The following is a 14,502-nucleotide window of genomic DNA, read 5'->3' as shown; positions in this document are numbered from 1 at the left end:
GAGAATTCAGGCAATCCGGTGCGTGGGCGGGCACGCCGAAGCGGCCGTACGCCGGATCTGCTAGTGGCCGGTCTGCTTCACACCGAGCAGCACGGTGTCGCGACCGTCCTCCTCGGCGAGCTGGACCTTGACCGTCTCCCGCAGCGACGTGGGGAGGTTCTTGCCGACGTAGTCGGCGCGGATGGGCAGTTCACGGTGGCCGCGGTCGACCAGGACCGCGAGCTGGACCGCGCGGGGGCGTCCGATGTCGTTCAGGGCGTCGAGGGCGGCGCGGATGGTGCGGCCGGAGAAGAGCACGTCGTCGACGAGGACGACCAGCTTGCCGTCGATGCCGTCACCGGGGATGTCGGTGCGGGCCAGCGCACGCGGCGGGTGCATGCGCAGGTCGTCGCGGTACATGGTGATGTCGAGCGAGCCGACCGGGATCTTGCGGTCGGTGATCTGCTCCAGCTTCACGGCGAGCCGCTGGGCGAGGAAGACGCCCCGGGTCGGAATGCCGAGGAGCACCACGTCGTCGGCGCCCTTGGCGCGCTCGACGATCTCGTGGGCGATACGGGTCAGCACGCGCGCGATGTCGGGGCCCTCGAGAACGGGCCGCGCATCGGACGCCTGCGGGGTGGCGTGCGAGTCCTGCTTGTCCATACGGAAAGGACCTCCTTCTCCGCCTCACGGGACGGACCTTAAAGGACGTCTGATTTGCGCCATCCACCCTAGCAGGTCGCGCGGAGGCCCCTGATCACCCCCCTGGCCCAATGCGTCGCCACTACCACGGAAGAGTCGGGGTGGACCATTCGGCTTGACGCAGGAGAGTCACGCTGCGTAACCTCACAGTGAGTTACCAGCCGCGCGGCGGGAACCCAGTCCGGCCGCGTCGACACAGTGTCCGGGGAGCTATATGTCCAGCGAATACGCCAAACAGCTCGGGGCCAAGCTCCGGGCCATCCGCACCCAGCAGGGCCTTTCCCTCCACGGTGTCGAGGAGAAGTCCCAGGGGCGCTGGAAGGCCGTGGTGGTCGGGTCCTACGAGCGTGGCGACCGTGCGGTGACCGTGCAGCGGCTTGCCGAGCTGGCCGATTTCTATGGCGTTCCGGTGCAGGAGCTGCTGCCGGGCACCACGCCGGGCGGCGCCGCCGAGCCGCCGCCGAAGCTGGTCCTGGACCTGGAGCGGCTGGCCACCGTGCCGGCCGAGAAGGCGGGCCCCCTGCAGCGCTACGCGGCCACGATCCAGTCCCAGCGCGGTGACTACAACGGCAAGGTGCTCTCCATCCGCCAGGATGACCTGCGCACACTGGCCGTCATCTACGACCAGTCCCCCTCGGTCCTCACCGAGCAGCTGATCAGCTGGGGTGTGCTGGACGCGGACGCGCGCCGCGCCGTGGCCACGCACGAAGAGGCGTAACCCCTTCAAACACCTCAGCAGAAACGTGCCGCCGGGGTGGCCGGAACCCTGCGTTTCCGGCCACCCCGGCGGCGTTTTCACGGTCATCGGAAGAACGCCTGAGGGCCCGCAGCACGAGCGTGCTGCGGGCCCTCAGGCGTTGGCGTGCCGGGCGGCTACGCCTGGTCCCGGCGCAGGGACGGCTTGAGCTCCTTCAAGCGGCCCAGCAGGCCGTTCACGAACGAGGGCGACTCGTCCGTGGAGAACTCCTTCGCCAGCTGCACCATCTCGTCCAGGACGACGGCGTCCGGGGTCTCGTCGACCCAGATCAGCTCGTACGCGCCCAGCCGCAGGATGTTGCGGTCCACGACCGGCATCCGGTCGAGCGTCCAGCCGACCGCGTACTGGGCGATCAGCTCGTCGATCCGCCTCGCACGCTCGGCGTAGCCCTCGACCAGCTGCATGGTGTACTCGCTGACCGGCGGCTGCCGGGTGTCGGACCGGGACAGCCGGATCCAGTCCGCGAGGACCGTCAGGACGTCGGCGCCGCGCTGGTCGCCCTCGAAGAGGATCTGGAAGGCGCGCTTGCGGGCCGTGTTGCGGGCAGCCACGGTTAGCTGTTCACCCGGCCGAGGTAGTCGCTGGTGCGGGTGTCGACCTTGATCTTCTCACCGGTGGTGATGAAGAGCGGGACCTGGATCTGGTGGCCGGTCTCCAGGATGGCGGGCTTGGTGCCGCCGGTGGAGCGGTCGCCCTGGACGCCGGGCTCGGTCTCCTGGATCGTCAGCTCGACGGCGGCCGGCAGCTCGACGAAGAGCACCTCGCCCTCGTGCTGGGCGACGGTCGCGGTGAAGCCCTCGATCAGGAAGTTCGCGGCGTCGCCGACGGCCTTCCGGTCGATGTGCAGCTGGTCGTAGGTCTCCATGTCCATGAAGACGAAGTAGTCGCCGTCCATGTACGAGAACTGCATGTCGCGCTTGTCGACAGTGGCGGTCTCGACCTTGACGCCGGCGTTGAAGGTCTTGTCGACCACCTTGCCGGACAGCACGTTCTTCAGCTTGGTGCGCACGAAGGCCGGGCCCTTGCCGGGCTTGACGTGCTGGAACTCGACGACGGACCAGAGCTGGCCGCCTTCGAGCTTGAGCACCATGCCGTTCTTGAGGTCGTTCGTGGAAGCCACGGTTGCGGAATCTCCTGGACTGACGTACGACCCCGGCGCACGCCACTGCCTAGAGGGCGAGCAGCTCCTTGGTCGTGATGGTGAGTAGCTCGGGTCCGCCGTCCGCCTCGGGGCGCACGACGAGCGTGTCATCGATCCGGACACCGCCCCGGCCCGGGAGGTGGACCCCCGGTTCGACGGTGACCGGCACGCAAGCGTCCAGTTTACCCATGGCCGCGGGCGCCAACTGAGGGTCCTCGTCGATTTCGAGTCCGACGCCGTGTCCGGTCAGCGGTGGGAGTGCCTCCGCATAGCCGGCGGAGTCCAGTACCTGGCGGGCCGCGCGGTCCACATCGCCGTAGCCCGCGCCGGGCGCCAGGGACTCCCGTCCGGCGCGCTGAGCGGCGAAGACCAGGTCGTACAGCTCGACCTGCCAGTCGGCGGGCGAGGTGCCGATCACGAAGGTACGGCCGATCTCGCAGCGGTAGCCGCGGTAGGTCGCGCCCAGGCACACGGTGAGGAAGTCGCCCTCCTCCACCCGCCGGTCGGTGGGGCGGTGCCCGCGACGGCCGGAGTTCGGCCCGGTGGCGACCGAGGTGGCAAAGGCCGGGCCGTCGGCACCGTGGTCGACCAGACGGCGCTCCAGCTCCAGGGCGAGGTGCCGTTCGGTACGGCCGACCAGGATGGACTCCAGCAGCTCGCCGAGGGCCTGGTCGGCGATCTCGGCGCCGATGCGCAGACAGGAGATCTCCTCCTCGTCCTTGACCACCCTGAGCTGTTCCACGGCTCCGCCGAGATCGCCTAGGCGGAGTGCGGGGGCCGCGGAGGCGATCGCTCGGTGCCGGGTGACCGTGAGGTGGTGTTCCTCGACGGCCAGGGAGTCGGCCGCCTGGGCCACGGCCAGCTCGGCCGCCGCGACCACGGCTTCGCCACCTGCGCCGACGGCCCCGCAGGCGCCGACGCCGTTCGGCGGGAGGACGTGCAGGCGCAGGTTCTCGTCCGGGCGGCCCTCGGCGGGGCGGTCGTCGGGCTGGCCGACGCATACGAGGAGGTCCTCGCGTTTGCCGAGCAGCAGCGCGGAGCCCTGCGGGGCCGCGGCGGCGAGGTAGCGCACGTTGGCTGGACGAGTGACGAGCGCTGCCGCGGTGCCGGCCGCGGTGAAGTGGTCCCTCAGCCGGGATCGGCGGGTCGCGTACACCTCTGACATGAGATGAGCGTAGGAGTTTTGACCGGGTTGTGCCGATTTTTAGGGGCCGAGTGGGGCTTACCAGCTCGGCGGGCTTGCTATCGCTCTCGCCAGCACCTCGTCCAGCACACGGGCCGTCCCGGGGATGTCCAGCTGGGAGTTGTCGATGATCGGCAGGCCCGAGCCGTACCAGCCGGCCATGCGGCCGTGGATGCGGGCGACCTCCTCGTCGGTGAGGCGGCGGTTGCCGGTGCGTTCCGCGTTGCGCTCCAGGACGATGTCCAGGCCGGGCAGGAGGACGACCGGGAGCAGGCCGGGGCCGACGTGGCGCTTCCAGCCGCCGAGGCCGACGACCGGGCGGTCCGGGAAGACCGCGTCGTCCAGGACACAGGAGATGCCGTTGGCGAGGAAGTTGCGCGCGGCGAAGCCGCAGGTGCGGCGGGCCAGGCGGTACTGGGCCTCGGAGTTGTCGTTCCAGCCGGACTGGGGGTCGGCGAAGCCGGAGCGGACCCATTCGCGGACGTCGTCCAGGCTGATGTGGGCGGTGGGCACGCGGCGGTGGTCCGCCCAGTACTTGGCGACGCTGGTCTTGCCCGCGCCGGCCGGGCCGATCAGCAGGACGGCCAGGGTGGTGGTCGTCGGGTCGGGGGCCGGAGCGGGAGCCGGGGGCGCCGTGGGCAGGCCGACGGGGCCGCCGGGCGGCAGCGGGACGTGACCGGTGGTATCGGGGGCCGGCGGGGCCGCGGGCTGCTGTGCCGGGGGCTGGGGCGCGGCCGGTTGCGGGGGCGGGCCCTGAGGCACAGGAGGTTGCGGGGGTGTCGGCGGGACGGCGCCGGTGGGGGCCGGGAAGCCCGGCGGCGGGGGCACGGGGCCGGGCCCCTGGGAGGCTGCCGGGTGCGGGCCCGGGTGGTGTGCGGCCGACGCCCAGCCGGCGTGCGGCACCTGCCCCGGCTGGTGGGGCGGCGGCAGCGGAGACCCCACTGCGTGCTGCATCCGTTGCCACTCCGTCTCGTGCAAGCAGTTCGTGCTGGCAGCGGGGCTGACCCCGCTGCCTACCGAACGGTACCGTCCCCCGCCGTCGTTTGGTGAAACGGCCGGGGGCGGCCCGAAGTGCCCGTTCCGCAAAGGAAGTCGAGACAGGGAATCGGGCGGACGGAACAGCGGGGGACTTACTGGCCCACTTCTCCGTACGCGGCGAGCAGGACGGCCGGGTCCGGGCCCTCCAGGACGGTCGGCTTGGCCAGGCCGTCGAGGACGATGAAGCGCAGCAGGTCGCCCCGGGACTTCTTGTCGATCTTCATCGTCTCCAGCAGCTTGGGCCACTGGTCGTAGCGGTAGTGCAGCGGGAGGCCCACCGCTTCCAGGACCGCGCGGTGGCGGTCCGCCGTCGCATCGTCCAACCGGCCCGCCAGACGGCCCAGTTCGGCGGCGAAGTGCATGCCGACCGCGACCGCCGCGCCGTGCCGCCACTGGTAGCGCTCGTTCTTCTCGATCGCGTGGCCGAGCGTGTGGCCGTAGTTGAGGATCTCGCGCAGGCCCGACTCCTTCAGGTCCGACGAGACGACCTCCGCCTTCACCCGGATCGAGCGCTCGATCAGCTCGGCCGTGTGCGGGCCCTCGGGGGTCCGGGCGGCCTCCGGGTCGGACTCGATCAGGTCGAGGATCACCGGGTCGGCGATGAAGCCGGCCTTGATGACCTCGGCGAGTCCGGAGACGTAGTCGTTGACCGCCAGGGAGTCCAGCGCGGCCAGGTCGCACAGGACGCCGGCCGGCGGGTGGAAGGCGCCGACGAGGTTCTTGCCCTCGGCCGTGTTGATGCCGGTCTTGCCGCCGACCGCCGCGTCCACCATGGCGAGCACGGTGGTCGGCACGGCGATCCAGCGCACCCCGCGCAGCCAGGTCGCGGCGACGAAACCGGCGAGGTCCGTGGTCGCGCCGCCGCCCACGCCGACGACGACGTCGGAGCGGGTGAAGCCCGACTGGCCGAGTGCCTTCCAGCAGTAGGCGGCGACCTCGGCGGTCTTGGCCTCCTCGGCGTTCGGCACCTGGATGGCGATCGCCTCGTAGCCCTGCTCGGCCAGGTCGGCGCGCAGCGCGTCACCGGTCTCGGCCAGCGCCTCGGGGTGGATCACCGCGACCCGCTTGGCCTTGGGACCGATCAACCCGCCCAGCTCACCGAGCAGTTGGCGCCCGACCAGCACCTCGTAGGGGTCGGTGCCCGCGGTGCCGGCGACCTGGATCCGGGTGACTGCCTCGCTCATGCTTCCTTCAACTCCAGTGCGTCCATCGCTGCTTGGGTGACCTCTTCGGGGGTACGGCCGTCGGTCGCCACCACGGCGGTGGCGACCTCCTCGTACAGGTGCCGCCGGGCCTCCATCAGCTCGCGCCACTGCTTGCGCGGGTTGACCGCGAGCAGCGGCCGGGCCACGTTCAGACCGGTGCGTTTGACGGCCTCCTCGACGTCCATGGAGAGGTAGACCACCCGGTGTCCGGCGAGCAGCGCGCGCGTGTCGGCGTCCAGGACGGCCCCGCCGCCGAGCGCGAGAACCCCCTCGTGCTCGGCGAGCGCGAGGTGGACGGCCTGCTTCTCGATCGCGCGGAAGACGGGCTCGCCCTCGTCGACGAAGATCTCGGCGATGGTGCGGCCCTCGCCGGCGACGATGTCCTCGTCGGTGTCCCGGTAGCCGAGCCCGAGGCGCTCGGCGAGCAGCCGGCCGACGGTGGACTTGCCCACGCCCATCGGACCGACCAGTACGACGGCGGGCACGGTGCTCACCGGATCCGCAGGTTGTCGAGGTACGACTGCACGTTGCGCCGGGTCTCGGCCACGGAGTCGCCGCCGAACTTCTCGGCGACCGCGTCCGCGAGCACGAGCGCGACCATCGCCTCGGCGACGATGCCCGCGGCGGGCACCGCGGAGACGTCGGAGCGCTGGTGGTGGGCCTGGGCTGCCTCGCCGGTGGTGACGTCCACGGTCTGCAGGGCGCGCGGCACGGTCGCGATCGGCTTCATCGCGGCCCGCACCCGCAGCAGCTCGCCGGTGCTCAGACCGCCCTCGGTGCCGCCGGCATGGTCGGAGACGCGCTTGATGCCCTCGGGCGTGCTGACGATCTCGTCGTGCGCCTTGGTGCCGGGCACCCGGGCCAGCTCGAAGCCGTCACCGAGCTCGACGCCCTTGATCGCCTGGATGCCCATCAGGGCCCCGGCGAGACGCGCGTCCAGCTTGCGGTCCCAGTGCACGTGCGAACCGAGCCCGACCGGGACGCCGTACGCCAGCACCTCGACCACGCCGCCGAGCGTGTCACCGTCCTTGTGGGCCTGGTCGACCTCCGCGACCATCGCCTTCGAGGCGTCCGCGTCGAGGCAGCGCAGCGGGTCGGCGTCCAGCTTCTCGACGTCGGCCGGCGTGGGGTACACACCCCGCGGGGCCTTCACGGAGCACAGCTCGACGACGTGCGAGACGATCTCGATGCCCGTGGTCTCCTTCAGGTACGACCGCGCCACCGCGCCCAGCGCCACCCGGGCCGCCGTCTCACGGGCGGAGGCGCGCTCCAGGATGGGGCGGGCCTCGTCGAAGCCGTACTTCTGCATGCCGGCCAGGTCGGCGTGACCGGGCCGCGGCCGGGTCAGCGGCGCGTTACGGGCCAGACCTGCGAGGATCTCCGGGTCGACCGGGTCGGCGGCCATCACCTGCTCCCACTTCGGCCACTCGGTGTTGCCCACCATGATCGCGACCGGGGAGCCCAGCGTCAGACCGTGCCGGACGCCACCGAGGAAGGTGACCTCGTCGCGCTCGAACTTCATCCGCGCACCGCGGCCATAGCCGAGCCGCCGCCGCGCCAGGTGGTCCGCCACCATCTCCGTGGTGATCGGCACGCCGGCGGGAAGCCCCTCCAGCGTCGCGACAAGTGCGGGACCGTGGGACTCCCCCGCGGTCAGCCAACGCAGCCTGCTCAACGGTGCTCCTCAGTGTTCGCGCCCGGTACTGCCCGGCGTACACGCGTGCTCGCGTACGGCGACGGCGCGACCGGGTGCGCGACCCCGGCCCCGCCACCTCCGATCCTCCCACGTCCGGGGCCGGAATCCGGTCGCCGGTCCACAAGTCGGACGTGGGGAAGCGATCAGCGGGCGGCGAGTGCCTTCTCGCCGGCGCGGCGCATGGCCTCCAGGGGCGCAGGGGACCGGCCGGTCATCTGCTCGACCTGCAGGACGGCCTGGTGGACCAGCAGGTCGAGCCCGCTGACCACCGCTCCGCCGAACATGGACCAGCGGGCCGCCAGCTCGGTGGGCCAGGGGTCGTAGAGCACGTCGAAGAGGGTGACGGGGCGCTCGGGTACGGCGGCGGCGAGGGCGTCGGTGGTGCCGGCGGGTGTGGTGGCGATCACCAGCGGGGCGCGCAGCGCCTGCTCGGCGTCCGCCCAGTCCGCCGTACGCACGTCCACGTCGAGCCGCTCGCCCCACTGCCGCATCTCGGCGGCGCGGGCCTCGCTGCGGACGTAGGCGACGACCTCGCCGGTGCAGATCCGGGCGAGGGCGGCGAGCGCGGAGGAGGCGGTGGCTCCGGCGCCGAGGATCGCGGCGGAGTCGACCTGCTCGATGCCGTGCTCGCACAGCGCGGCCACCATGCCCGGAATGTCGGTGTTGTCGCCGAGACGGCGGCCGTCCTCGGTGAGGACGACCGTGTTGACCGCGTCGACGGAGGCGGCCGTCTCGCTGATCTCGTCCACGAGCGGGATGACCGCCCGCTTCAGCGGCATGGTCAGGGACAGCCCAGCCCACTCCGGCCCCAGTTCCTCGAAGAAGCCGGGCAGCCCGGCCTCGTCCACCTCGAAGCGCTCGTACGACCAGCGGGTGAGCCCGAGCTCGTCGTACGCGGCCCGGTGCAGCACCGGGGACAGGGAGTGGGCGATGGGCTTACCGAGCACGGCGGCGCGGCGGGCGTCAGTTGCCCGAGCTGGCATTGAACTTGTCCTTGAGGCGCTGGAATTCGGCGAGGGTCTTGGCGAATTCGGTGTTGTTCACTCCGTCGGTCGCCACGAAATACAACCACCCGTCGTGCGTCGGGTTCAGGGCCGCCATGATCGCGGCCTCGCCGGGGTTGCCGATCGGACCGGGCGGGAGACCCTTGTGCCGGTAGGTGTTGTACGGGCTGAGGTTGCCGTTGATCTCCTTGAGGGAGATATGGATGTTGCTGGTGCCCTTGAGGTAGTTGTACGTGGAGTCGAACTGCAGCAACTGGTTCGTCTCGGTGTTGGTGGGCTTGAGACGGTTGTAGACCACCTCGGCCATCTTGCGGAAGTCGTCGTTCGTCTTGCCCTCCGCCTGCACCAGGCTCGCGACCGTGACCAGCTCGAACGCGTTGTTCAGGCCCAGCGCCCGGGCCTTCGAGGTGAGACCGTAGGCGTCGTACTTGGACTTGGCATCGGCGACCATCTGCTTCAGGATCGCGTCCGGCTTCATGCCCTTGGCGGCCGGATAGTTACCGGGGAAGAGGAAGCCCTCCAGCGGGTCCTTGATCTCGCCGCTGTTCGCCGTGTTCTGCGCCCAGGCCGGCAGACCCAGGGTCTTGTACTTCTGCCTGGCGACCTTCTCGGTGGTGCCGGCGGAGAGTTCGAGTTTTTTGTCGATCGCCTGGTAGACGCCGGCATTCCGCTCGCCCGGAGTCACCATGACGATGTTCTGGCTCTTCGGGTCCATCATCATTTTCACGGCGCTGGCGGCGGACATCTCCTTTTTCAGGAGATACGCGCCGGCCTGGATGCTGTCCCCGCCGGGGATCGTGCTCTGCGCGTGCACGAAGGCTTCGGCGCTCTTGACGACCCCGGCCTGCTTCAAGCGGTTGCCGATGTCCCAGCCGCCCGCACCCTTGGGGATCTCGACGGTCACCGTCTCGTTGATCCCGTCGCCCGTGTAGTCGGGCGCCGGGGCGAAACGATTTTGGTAGAACTTGTAGCCGAAGTAACCCGCCGTGCCGACGCCGCCTCCGAAGACCAGGACGACGACCATGCAGGCGCAGCCGTTGCGCCGTTTCTTGCCCTTCTTGGCGGGCTTCTTGCCGCCGCGCCGGTCGCGGCGGCTCTGGAGCTCGTGCTCCTCGTCGTCATCGTCGTCGCCGCCTCCCGTGAAGAAGGGGTGCTGCTCCTCCTCGTCGGGCACGGCCTCGGGTTCCGGCTCGGGGCGCCTGCGGCCGGGCGGCACCGGCGGCGGGTAGGCGTCCTCGGTGCCGTAGAAGTCGGGCTGCTCCCCGCCGTAGGCAATGGGCTGCTGGCCGTACGGGTCACCGGGATCGGGGGTGTACGGCATCTGGCCAGGGGAGCCGGCCGTGTTCCAGCCGCCCTGCTGCTGGTACTGCTGCTGGGTGTGGCCGGCGTACTGCTGATGACCCTGTTCGTCGTAGTAGGGGTACTGCTCGTGGCCGTACCCCGGGTGCTGCTGCTGGTTCCAGTCGCCGTACTGCGGCTGCTGCGGGTACTGCTGCTGCGGCTGGCCGCCGTAGGCAGGCTGCTGGCCGATGTGAGCCTGCTGCCCTTCCCATCCGCCGTCCCCGTACAACGGGTCCTGCGGATGCCACGGTTCGGGGCCTGGGCCCCGGCCATACTCAGTCATCGATCCCCTAGAGCCGCGGCCGACCGGTCACGCGGCCGGTGGGCCCGCTTCCGTTCCGCCTCTTGCTGTGTGCCGGCTGTTCGAACACCGGCACATCGCGCGGAACGTTACCGTATCGCGATCAGATGACCACTTCGACGCCCTCGCCGGGTGCTTTACCTGACACTCGTTCGGATTCGAGGGCTTGCTGGAGGATGATGACGGCCGCCGCCTGGTCGATGACCGCGCGGCCCTTCTTCGATTTCACGCCGGAGGCGCGCAGTCCCTGACTGGCCGTCACGGTCGTCATCCGCTCGTCCACCAGGCGCACCGGCACCGGCTTGATGCCCCTGGCCAGCTCCTGGGCGAAGGCGCGGACCTTGACGGCGGCCGGGCCCTCGCCCCCCTTGAGGGAGCGAGGGAGTCCGACGACGACCTCGATCGGCTCGTACTCCTCCACCAGTTGACGCAACCGGCGGTGGGCGGCGGGGATGTCCCGGCCGGGGACGGTCTCCACCGGTGTGGCGAGGATCCCATCGGGGTCGCACGAGGCGACCCCGATCCGGGCGTCCCCGACGTCGATCGCGAGTCGACGTCCTCTGCGCATTTCCGACCGTTTCCTTACTTCGCCGTCTTCTTCGCCGTCGATTTCGCCGTCACTTGGCAGTGTCGGCGACGAGGCGCTCGACGGCGTCGACGGCCTCGCCGACGGCGGCCGGGTTCTGGCCGCCGCCCTGGGCCACGTCGGGCTTGCCGCCACCGCCGCCGCCGAGGGTCTTGGCGGCGGTGCGCACCAGGTCACCGGCCTTCAGGCCGCGCTCGCGGGCGGCCTCGTTGGTGGCGATGACCGTCAGCGGCTTGCCGTTGTTGACGGTGAAGAGGGCGACGACCGCGGCGCGTCCGCCCTGGATACGGCCGCGCACGTCGAGGACCAGCTTGCGCAGGTCGTCGGGGGTCGTGCCGTCCGGGACCCGGCCGGTGACGACGGCCACACCGCGCACGTCCTTGGCGGACTCGGCGAGACCGGCGGCGGCCTGGAGCACCTTCTCGGCGCGGAACTTCTCGATCTCCTTCTCGGCGTCCTTCAGCTTGCCGAGCATCGAGGAGACCTTCTCCGGCAGCTCCTCCGGGCGGCCCTTGAGCAGCTCGGTCAGCTGGTTGACGACCGTGTGCTCACGGGCGAGGAAGTTGTAGGCGTCCACGCCGACCAGGGCCTCGATACGACGGACGCCGGAGCCGATGGAGGACTCGCCGAGCAGCTTCACCAGGCCCAGCTGGGCGGTGTTGTGCACGTGCGTGCCGCCGCACAGCTCCTTGGAGAAGTCGCCGATGGTCACCACGCGGACCCGCTCGCCGTACTTCTCGCCGAACTCGGCAATGGCGCCCTGCTTCTTGGCCTCGTCGATCCCCATGATCTCGGCGTGCACGTCCAGGTCGCGGGCGAGCACCTCGTTGATCTTCTGCTCGACGTCGGTCATCACGGCCGTCGGAACGGCGGACGGGGAGCCGAAGTCGAAGCGGAAGCGGCCGGGCTGGTTCTCGGAACCGGCCTGGGCGGCCGTCGGGCCGAGGGCGTCGCGCAGGGCCTGGTGGGTCAGGTGGGTGGCCGAGTGGGCGCGGGCGATGGCCTTGCGGCGGCGGTTGTCGATGGAGGCGTGGGCCTTGGCACCGACGGTCACCTCGCCGACCTGGACGACGCCCTTGTGGACGTACACGCCCGGGACCGGCTTCTGGCAGTCGCGGATCTCGATGACGGCACCGGAGTCGGCCTTGATCCGGCCGGTGTCGCCGATCTGGCCGCCGCCCTCGGCGTAGAACGGGGTGCGGTCGAGGACGATCTCGACCTCGTCGCCCTCGGTGGCGGCCGGGGAGGACACGCCGTCGACCAGGATGCCGACGATCGTGCTCTCGCCCTCGGTGTCGCTGTAGCCGATGAAGTCGGTCTCGCCGGCGGTGTCGGCGATCTCGCGGTAGGCGCCCATGTCGGCGTGGCCGGTCTTCTTGGCCTGGGCGTCGGCCTTGGCGCGCTCCCGCTGCTCCTTCATCAGGCGGCGGAAGCCCTCCTCGTCCACGCTCAGGCCCTGCTCGGCGGCCATCTCGAGGGTGAGGTCGATCGGGAAGCCCCAGGTGTCGTGGAGCAGGAAGGCCTTGTCGCCGGAGAGGACCTTGCCGCCGGCCTGCTTGGTCTCGGTGACGGCGGTGTCGAGGATGTTGGTGCCGGCCTTCAGCGTCTTGAGGAAGGCGTTCTCCTCCGCGATGGCGACCTTCTCGATGCGCTCGCGGTCGGTGACCAGCTCGGGGTACTGCTGACCCATCATCTGGATCACGGTGTCGAGGAGGTCCTTGACCACCGGACCGGTGGCGCCCAGCAGGCGCATGTTGCGGATGGCGCGGCGCATGATGCGCCGCAGGACGTATCCGCGGCCCTCGTTGCCGGGGGTGACGCCGTCGCCGATCAGCATCGTGGCCGTACGCATGTGGTCGGTGACCACGCGGAGGGACACGTCCGAGTCGTGGGCGTCGCCGTAGCGCACGCCGGTCAGCTCGGTGGCCTTGTTGATCACGGCCATGGAGGTGTCGATCTCGTACATGTTCTGCACGCCCTGCAGAATCATGGCGAGCCGCTCCATGCCGAGGCCCGTGTCGATGTTCTTGCTCGGCAGGTCCCCGAGGATCTCGAAGTTGTCCTTGCCGGTGCCCTCGCCGCGCTCGTACTGCATGAAGACGAGGTTCCAGATCTCCACGTACCGCTCGTCGTTGACGGCCGGGCCGCCCTCGACGCCGAACTCGGGGCCGCGGTCGTAGTTGATCTCGGAGCAGGGGCCGCACGGGCCGGGGACGCCCATGGACCAGTAGTTGTCCTTCATGCCGAGGCGCTGGATGCGCTCCTTGGGCACGCCGACGACCTCGTGCCAGATGCGCTCGGCCTCGTCGTCGTCCTTGTAGACGGTGATCCACAGGCGCTCGGGCTCGAGGCCGTAACCGCCCTTGTCCTGGGGCGTGGTGAGCAGCTCCCAGGCGTACTTGATGGCGCCTTCCTTGAAGTAGTCGCCGAAGGAGAAGTTGCCGCACATCTGGAAGAACGTGCCGTGGCGCGTGGTCTTGCCGACCTCTTCGATGTCGGGCGTGCGCACGCACTTCTGCACGCTGGTGGCGCGCGGGAACGGCGGCTTGACCTCACCCAGGAAGTAGGGCTTGAAGGGCACCATGCCGGCGGGGACGAGGAGCAGAGTCGGGTCGTCCGCGATGAGCGACGCCGAAGGGACGACGGTGTGCCCGCGCTCCTCGAAGAAGCTCAGCCAGCGGCGGCGAATCTCGGCCGACTCCATCAGTGGTCCTCATTCCGGTTGTACGAGTGCTTCGCTTGCGAAGAAAACGACGTTTCGATGTACTTCGGTGTGCTGCTGTTGTCGCTGGGGTTGGCCCCGATGGCGGCCTGCCGCCTCGGTGCGGGGAGTTCGGGGTTCTCGTGGATCCCGAGGGCCTCCTCCAGCTCGGCCTCCCGCTGGGCCATGTTGTCGCGGACGTCGAGCGCGAAGCCCACCGCGCGGTCCTTCAGGCGGTGACCGGTCTCCAGGGCCTTGTTCGCCGCCGTTGCGGCGAGGCTCTCCGGGGTCAGCTGCCTGAGCTTGCGGTTGACCTTGGTGGTCGCCCACACACCAGCGGCGACACCGGTGGTGAACCAGAACGTACGGCGGAACATCGCTCGGTCTCAGTCCTTACTTCCGCTTGCGTCGTGCGGCAGGGACCGCGCGGCCCACGATCACGGTACGCCGGGGGGCCTTCGCGGGCACGTCCTCCTTGCGGCCGCCCAGCGCCCGCCGGACGCCGTAGCCGAACGCCGCGACCTTGACCAGCGGGCCGCCGAAGGTGGAGGCGACCGTGGTCGACAGCGCGGAGGCGTTCGAGGTGACCTCCTGGACGTCGGAGGCGATCGCGTCGACGCGGTCGATCTGGGTCTGCGCGGAACGCACGGCGGCGGAGGCGTCCGCGAGCAGCGGGACGGCCTGGTCGGTCACGTCCGCCACCAGCTTGGTGGTCGCCTTGAGCGTCTGGGCCAGCCTCGCGAGTGCCACCGCGAGGAAGGAGACCAGGATCGCCCAGAAGACGGCCACCAGGATCCCGGCCACCTCTCCACCGGACACTGTGCGCACCCGCTCCCTGAAACGTCCCTCACCATCGAAAAAGTCGTGT

At 70.4% G+C, this 14,502-nt stretch carries 15 protein-coding genes; 1 reads left to right on the top strand and 14 read right to left on the bottom strand.

Annotated features, from left to right (window positions below):
• Positions 1–60: 60 nt before the first annotated feature.
• Entirely contained in the window at positions 61–642 is a 582-nt protein-coding gene (pyrR, locus tag LMU33_RS08880) for a bifunctional pyr operon transcriptional regulator/uracil phosphoribosyltransferase PyrR (protein WP_228618906.1), read from the bottom strand.
• Positions 643–895: 253 nt separating this feature from the next.
• Between pyrR and bldD the strand changes: the two genes are divergently transcribed.
• Positions 896–1,399: a transcriptional regulator BldD gene (gene bldD / locus LMU33_RS08875; protein WP_014671524.1), complete on the top strand. Its 504-nt coding sequence runs from the start codon at positions 896–898 to the stop codon at positions 1,397–1,399.
• 155 nt (positions 1,400–1,554) lie between these two features.
• Here the strand turns inward: bldD and nusB are convergent, their stop codons facing one another.
• The 13 genes from nusB to LMU33_RS08810 all read right to left on the bottom strand — a co-directional run bounded on the left by nusB (position 1,555) and on the right by LMU33_RS08810 (position 14,462).
• The gene (gene nusB, locus LMU33_RS08870) at positions 1,555–1,989 is read right to left on the bottom strand and encodes a transcription antitermination factor NusB (RefSeq protein WP_228618905.1); all 435 of its coding nucleotides are present in this window, start codon (positions 1,987–1,989) and stop codon (positions 1,555–1,557) included.
• 2 nt (positions 1,990–1,991) lie between these two features.
• Positions 1,992–2,558, bottom strand: a complete 567-nt coding sequence (gene efp / locus LMU33_RS08865) for an elongation factor P (RefSeq protein WP_228618903.1) — start codon at positions 2,556–2,558, stop codon at positions 1,992–1,994.
• Positions 2,559–2,607: 49 nt separating this feature from the next.
• A complete protein-coding gene (locus LMU33_RS08860; RefSeq protein WP_228618902.1) occupies positions 2,608–3,744 on the bottom strand; it encodes an aminopeptidase P family protein in 1,137 nt (378 codons plus the stop codon).
• A 57-nt stretch (positions 3,745–3,801) separates the two neighbouring features.
• Positions 3,802–4,716, bottom strand: a complete 915-nt coding sequence (locus LMU33_RS08855; RefSeq protein WP_228618900.1) for a Pro-rich N-terminal domain-containing protein — start codon at positions 4,714–4,716, stop codon at positions 3,802–3,804.
• A gap of 176 nt (positions 4,717–4,892) precedes the next feature.
• On the bottom strand, positions 4,893–5,984 hold the full coding sequence (gene aroB / locus LMU33_RS08850; protein WP_228618898.1) for a 3-dehydroquinate synthase: 1,092 nt from the start codon (positions 5,982–5,984) through the stop codon (positions 4,893–4,895).
• Entirely contained in the window at positions 5,981–6,463 is a 483-nt protein-coding gene (locus tag LMU33_RS08845; protein ID WP_228619089.1) for a shikimate kinase, read from the bottom strand. Before LMU33_RS08845 ends, aroB begins: the two co-directional genes overlap by 4 nt.
• A gap of 32 nt (positions 6,464–6,495) precedes the next feature.
• Positions 6,496–7,680 carry a chorismate synthase gene (aroC, locus tag LMU33_RS08840; protein WP_228618897.1) on the bottom strand — a complete coding sequence of 395 codons (1,185 nt, stop codon included), beginning with the start codon at positions 7,678–7,680 and terminating at the stop codon, positions 6,496–6,498.
• A 164-nt stretch (positions 7,681–7,844) separates the two neighbouring features.
• Positions 7,845–8,684, bottom strand: coding sequence for a shikimate dehydrogenase (locus tag LMU33_RS08835; protein WP_228618896.1), 840 nt, complete (start codon positions 8,682–8,684; stop codon positions 7,845–7,847).
• A complete protein-coding gene (gene mltG, locus LMU33_RS08830; RefSeq protein WP_228618894.1) occupies positions 8,665–10,329 on the bottom strand; it encodes an endolytic transglycosylase MltG in 1,665 nt (554 codons plus the stop codon). Before mltG ends, LMU33_RS08835 begins: the two co-directional genes overlap by 20 nt.
• A gap of 121 nt (positions 10,330–10,450) precedes the next feature.
• A complete protein-coding gene (gene ruvX / locus LMU33_RS08825; RefSeq protein ID WP_228618893.1) occupies positions 10,451–10,915 on the bottom strand; it encodes a Holliday junction resolvase RuvX in 465 nt (154 codons plus the stop codon).
• A 49-nt stretch (positions 10,916–10,964) separates the two neighbouring features.
• Positions 10,965–13,637, bottom strand: coding sequence for an alanine--tRNA ligase (gene alaS, locus LMU33_RS08820; RefSeq protein ID WP_228618891.1), 2,673 nt, complete (start codon positions 13,635–13,637; stop codon positions 10,965–10,967).
• Positions 13,637–14,011, bottom strand: coding sequence for a hypothetical protein (locus LMU33_RS08815; protein ID WP_228618890.1), 375 nt, complete (start codon positions 14,009–14,011; stop codon positions 13,637–13,639). The genes alaS and LMU33_RS08815 overlap by 1 nt, the downstream gene beginning before the upstream one ends.
• 16 nt (positions 14,012–14,027) lie before the next feature.
• Positions 14,028–14,462, bottom strand: a complete 435-nt coding sequence (locus LMU33_RS08810; protein ID WP_228618888.1) for a DUF948 domain-containing protein — start codon at positions 14,460–14,462, stop codon at positions 14,028–14,030.
• Positions 14,463–14,502: the final 40 nt, after the last annotated feature.

Origin of the sequence: Streptomyces barringtoniae, assembly GCF_020819595.1 — a bacterium.
In the GTDB taxonomy this organism is placed as follows: Bacteria; Actinomycetota; Actinomycetes; order Streptomycetales; family Streptomycetaceae; genus Streptomyces; species Streptomyces barringtoniae.
Note: the sequence above shows the minus strand (reverse complement) of the source record. Positions and strands in the feature narration are given on the sequence as shown.

Excerpts from the sequence above, each read along its gene's own strand:
- LMU33_RS08860 (WP_228618902.1), bottom strand. The coding sequence starts at position 3,744 with ATGTCAGAGGTGTACGCGACCCGCCGATCCCGGCTGAGGGACCACTTC.
- LMU33_RS08855 (WP_228618900.1), bottom strand. The coding sequence starts at position 4,716 with ATGCAGCACGCAGTGGGGTCTCCGCTGCCGCCGCCCCACCAGCCGGGG.
- mltG (WP_228618894.1), bottom strand. The coding sequence starts at position 10,329 with ATGACTGAGTATGGCCGGGGCCCAGGCCCCGAACCGTGGCATCCGCAG.
- LMU33_RS08835 (WP_228618896.1), bottom strand. The coding sequence starts at position 8,684 with ATGCCAGCTCGGGCAACTGACGCCCGCCGCGCCGCCGTGCTCGGTAAG.
- bldD (WP_014671524.1), top strand. The coding sequence starts at position 896 with ATGTCCAGCGAATACGCCAAACAGCTCGGGGCCAAGCTCCGGGCCATC.
- alaS (WP_228618891.1), bottom strand. The coding sequence starts at position 13,637 with ATGGAGTCGGCCGAGATTCGCCGCCGCTGGCTGAGCTTCTTCGAGGAG.
- pyrR (WP_228618906.1), bottom strand. The coding sequence starts at position 642 with ATGGACAAGCAGGACTCGCACGCCACCCCGCAGGCGTCCGATGCGCGG.
- LMU33_RS08815 (WP_228618890.1), bottom strand. The coding sequence starts at position 14,011 with ATGTTCCGCCGTACGTTCTGGTTCACCACCGGTGTCGCCGCTGGTGTG.
- ruvX (WP_228618893.1), bottom strand. The coding sequence starts at position 10,915 with ATGCGCAGAGGACGTCGACTCGCGATCGACGTCGGGGACGCCCGGATC.
- aroB (WP_228618898.1), bottom strand. The coding sequence starts at position 5,984 with ATGAGCGAGGCAGTCACCCGGATCCAGGTCGCCGGCACCGCGGGCACC.
- LMU33_RS08845 (WP_228619089.1), bottom strand. The coding sequence starts at position 6,463 with ATGGGCGTGGGCAAGTCCACCGTCGGCCGGCTGCTCGCCGAGCGCCTC.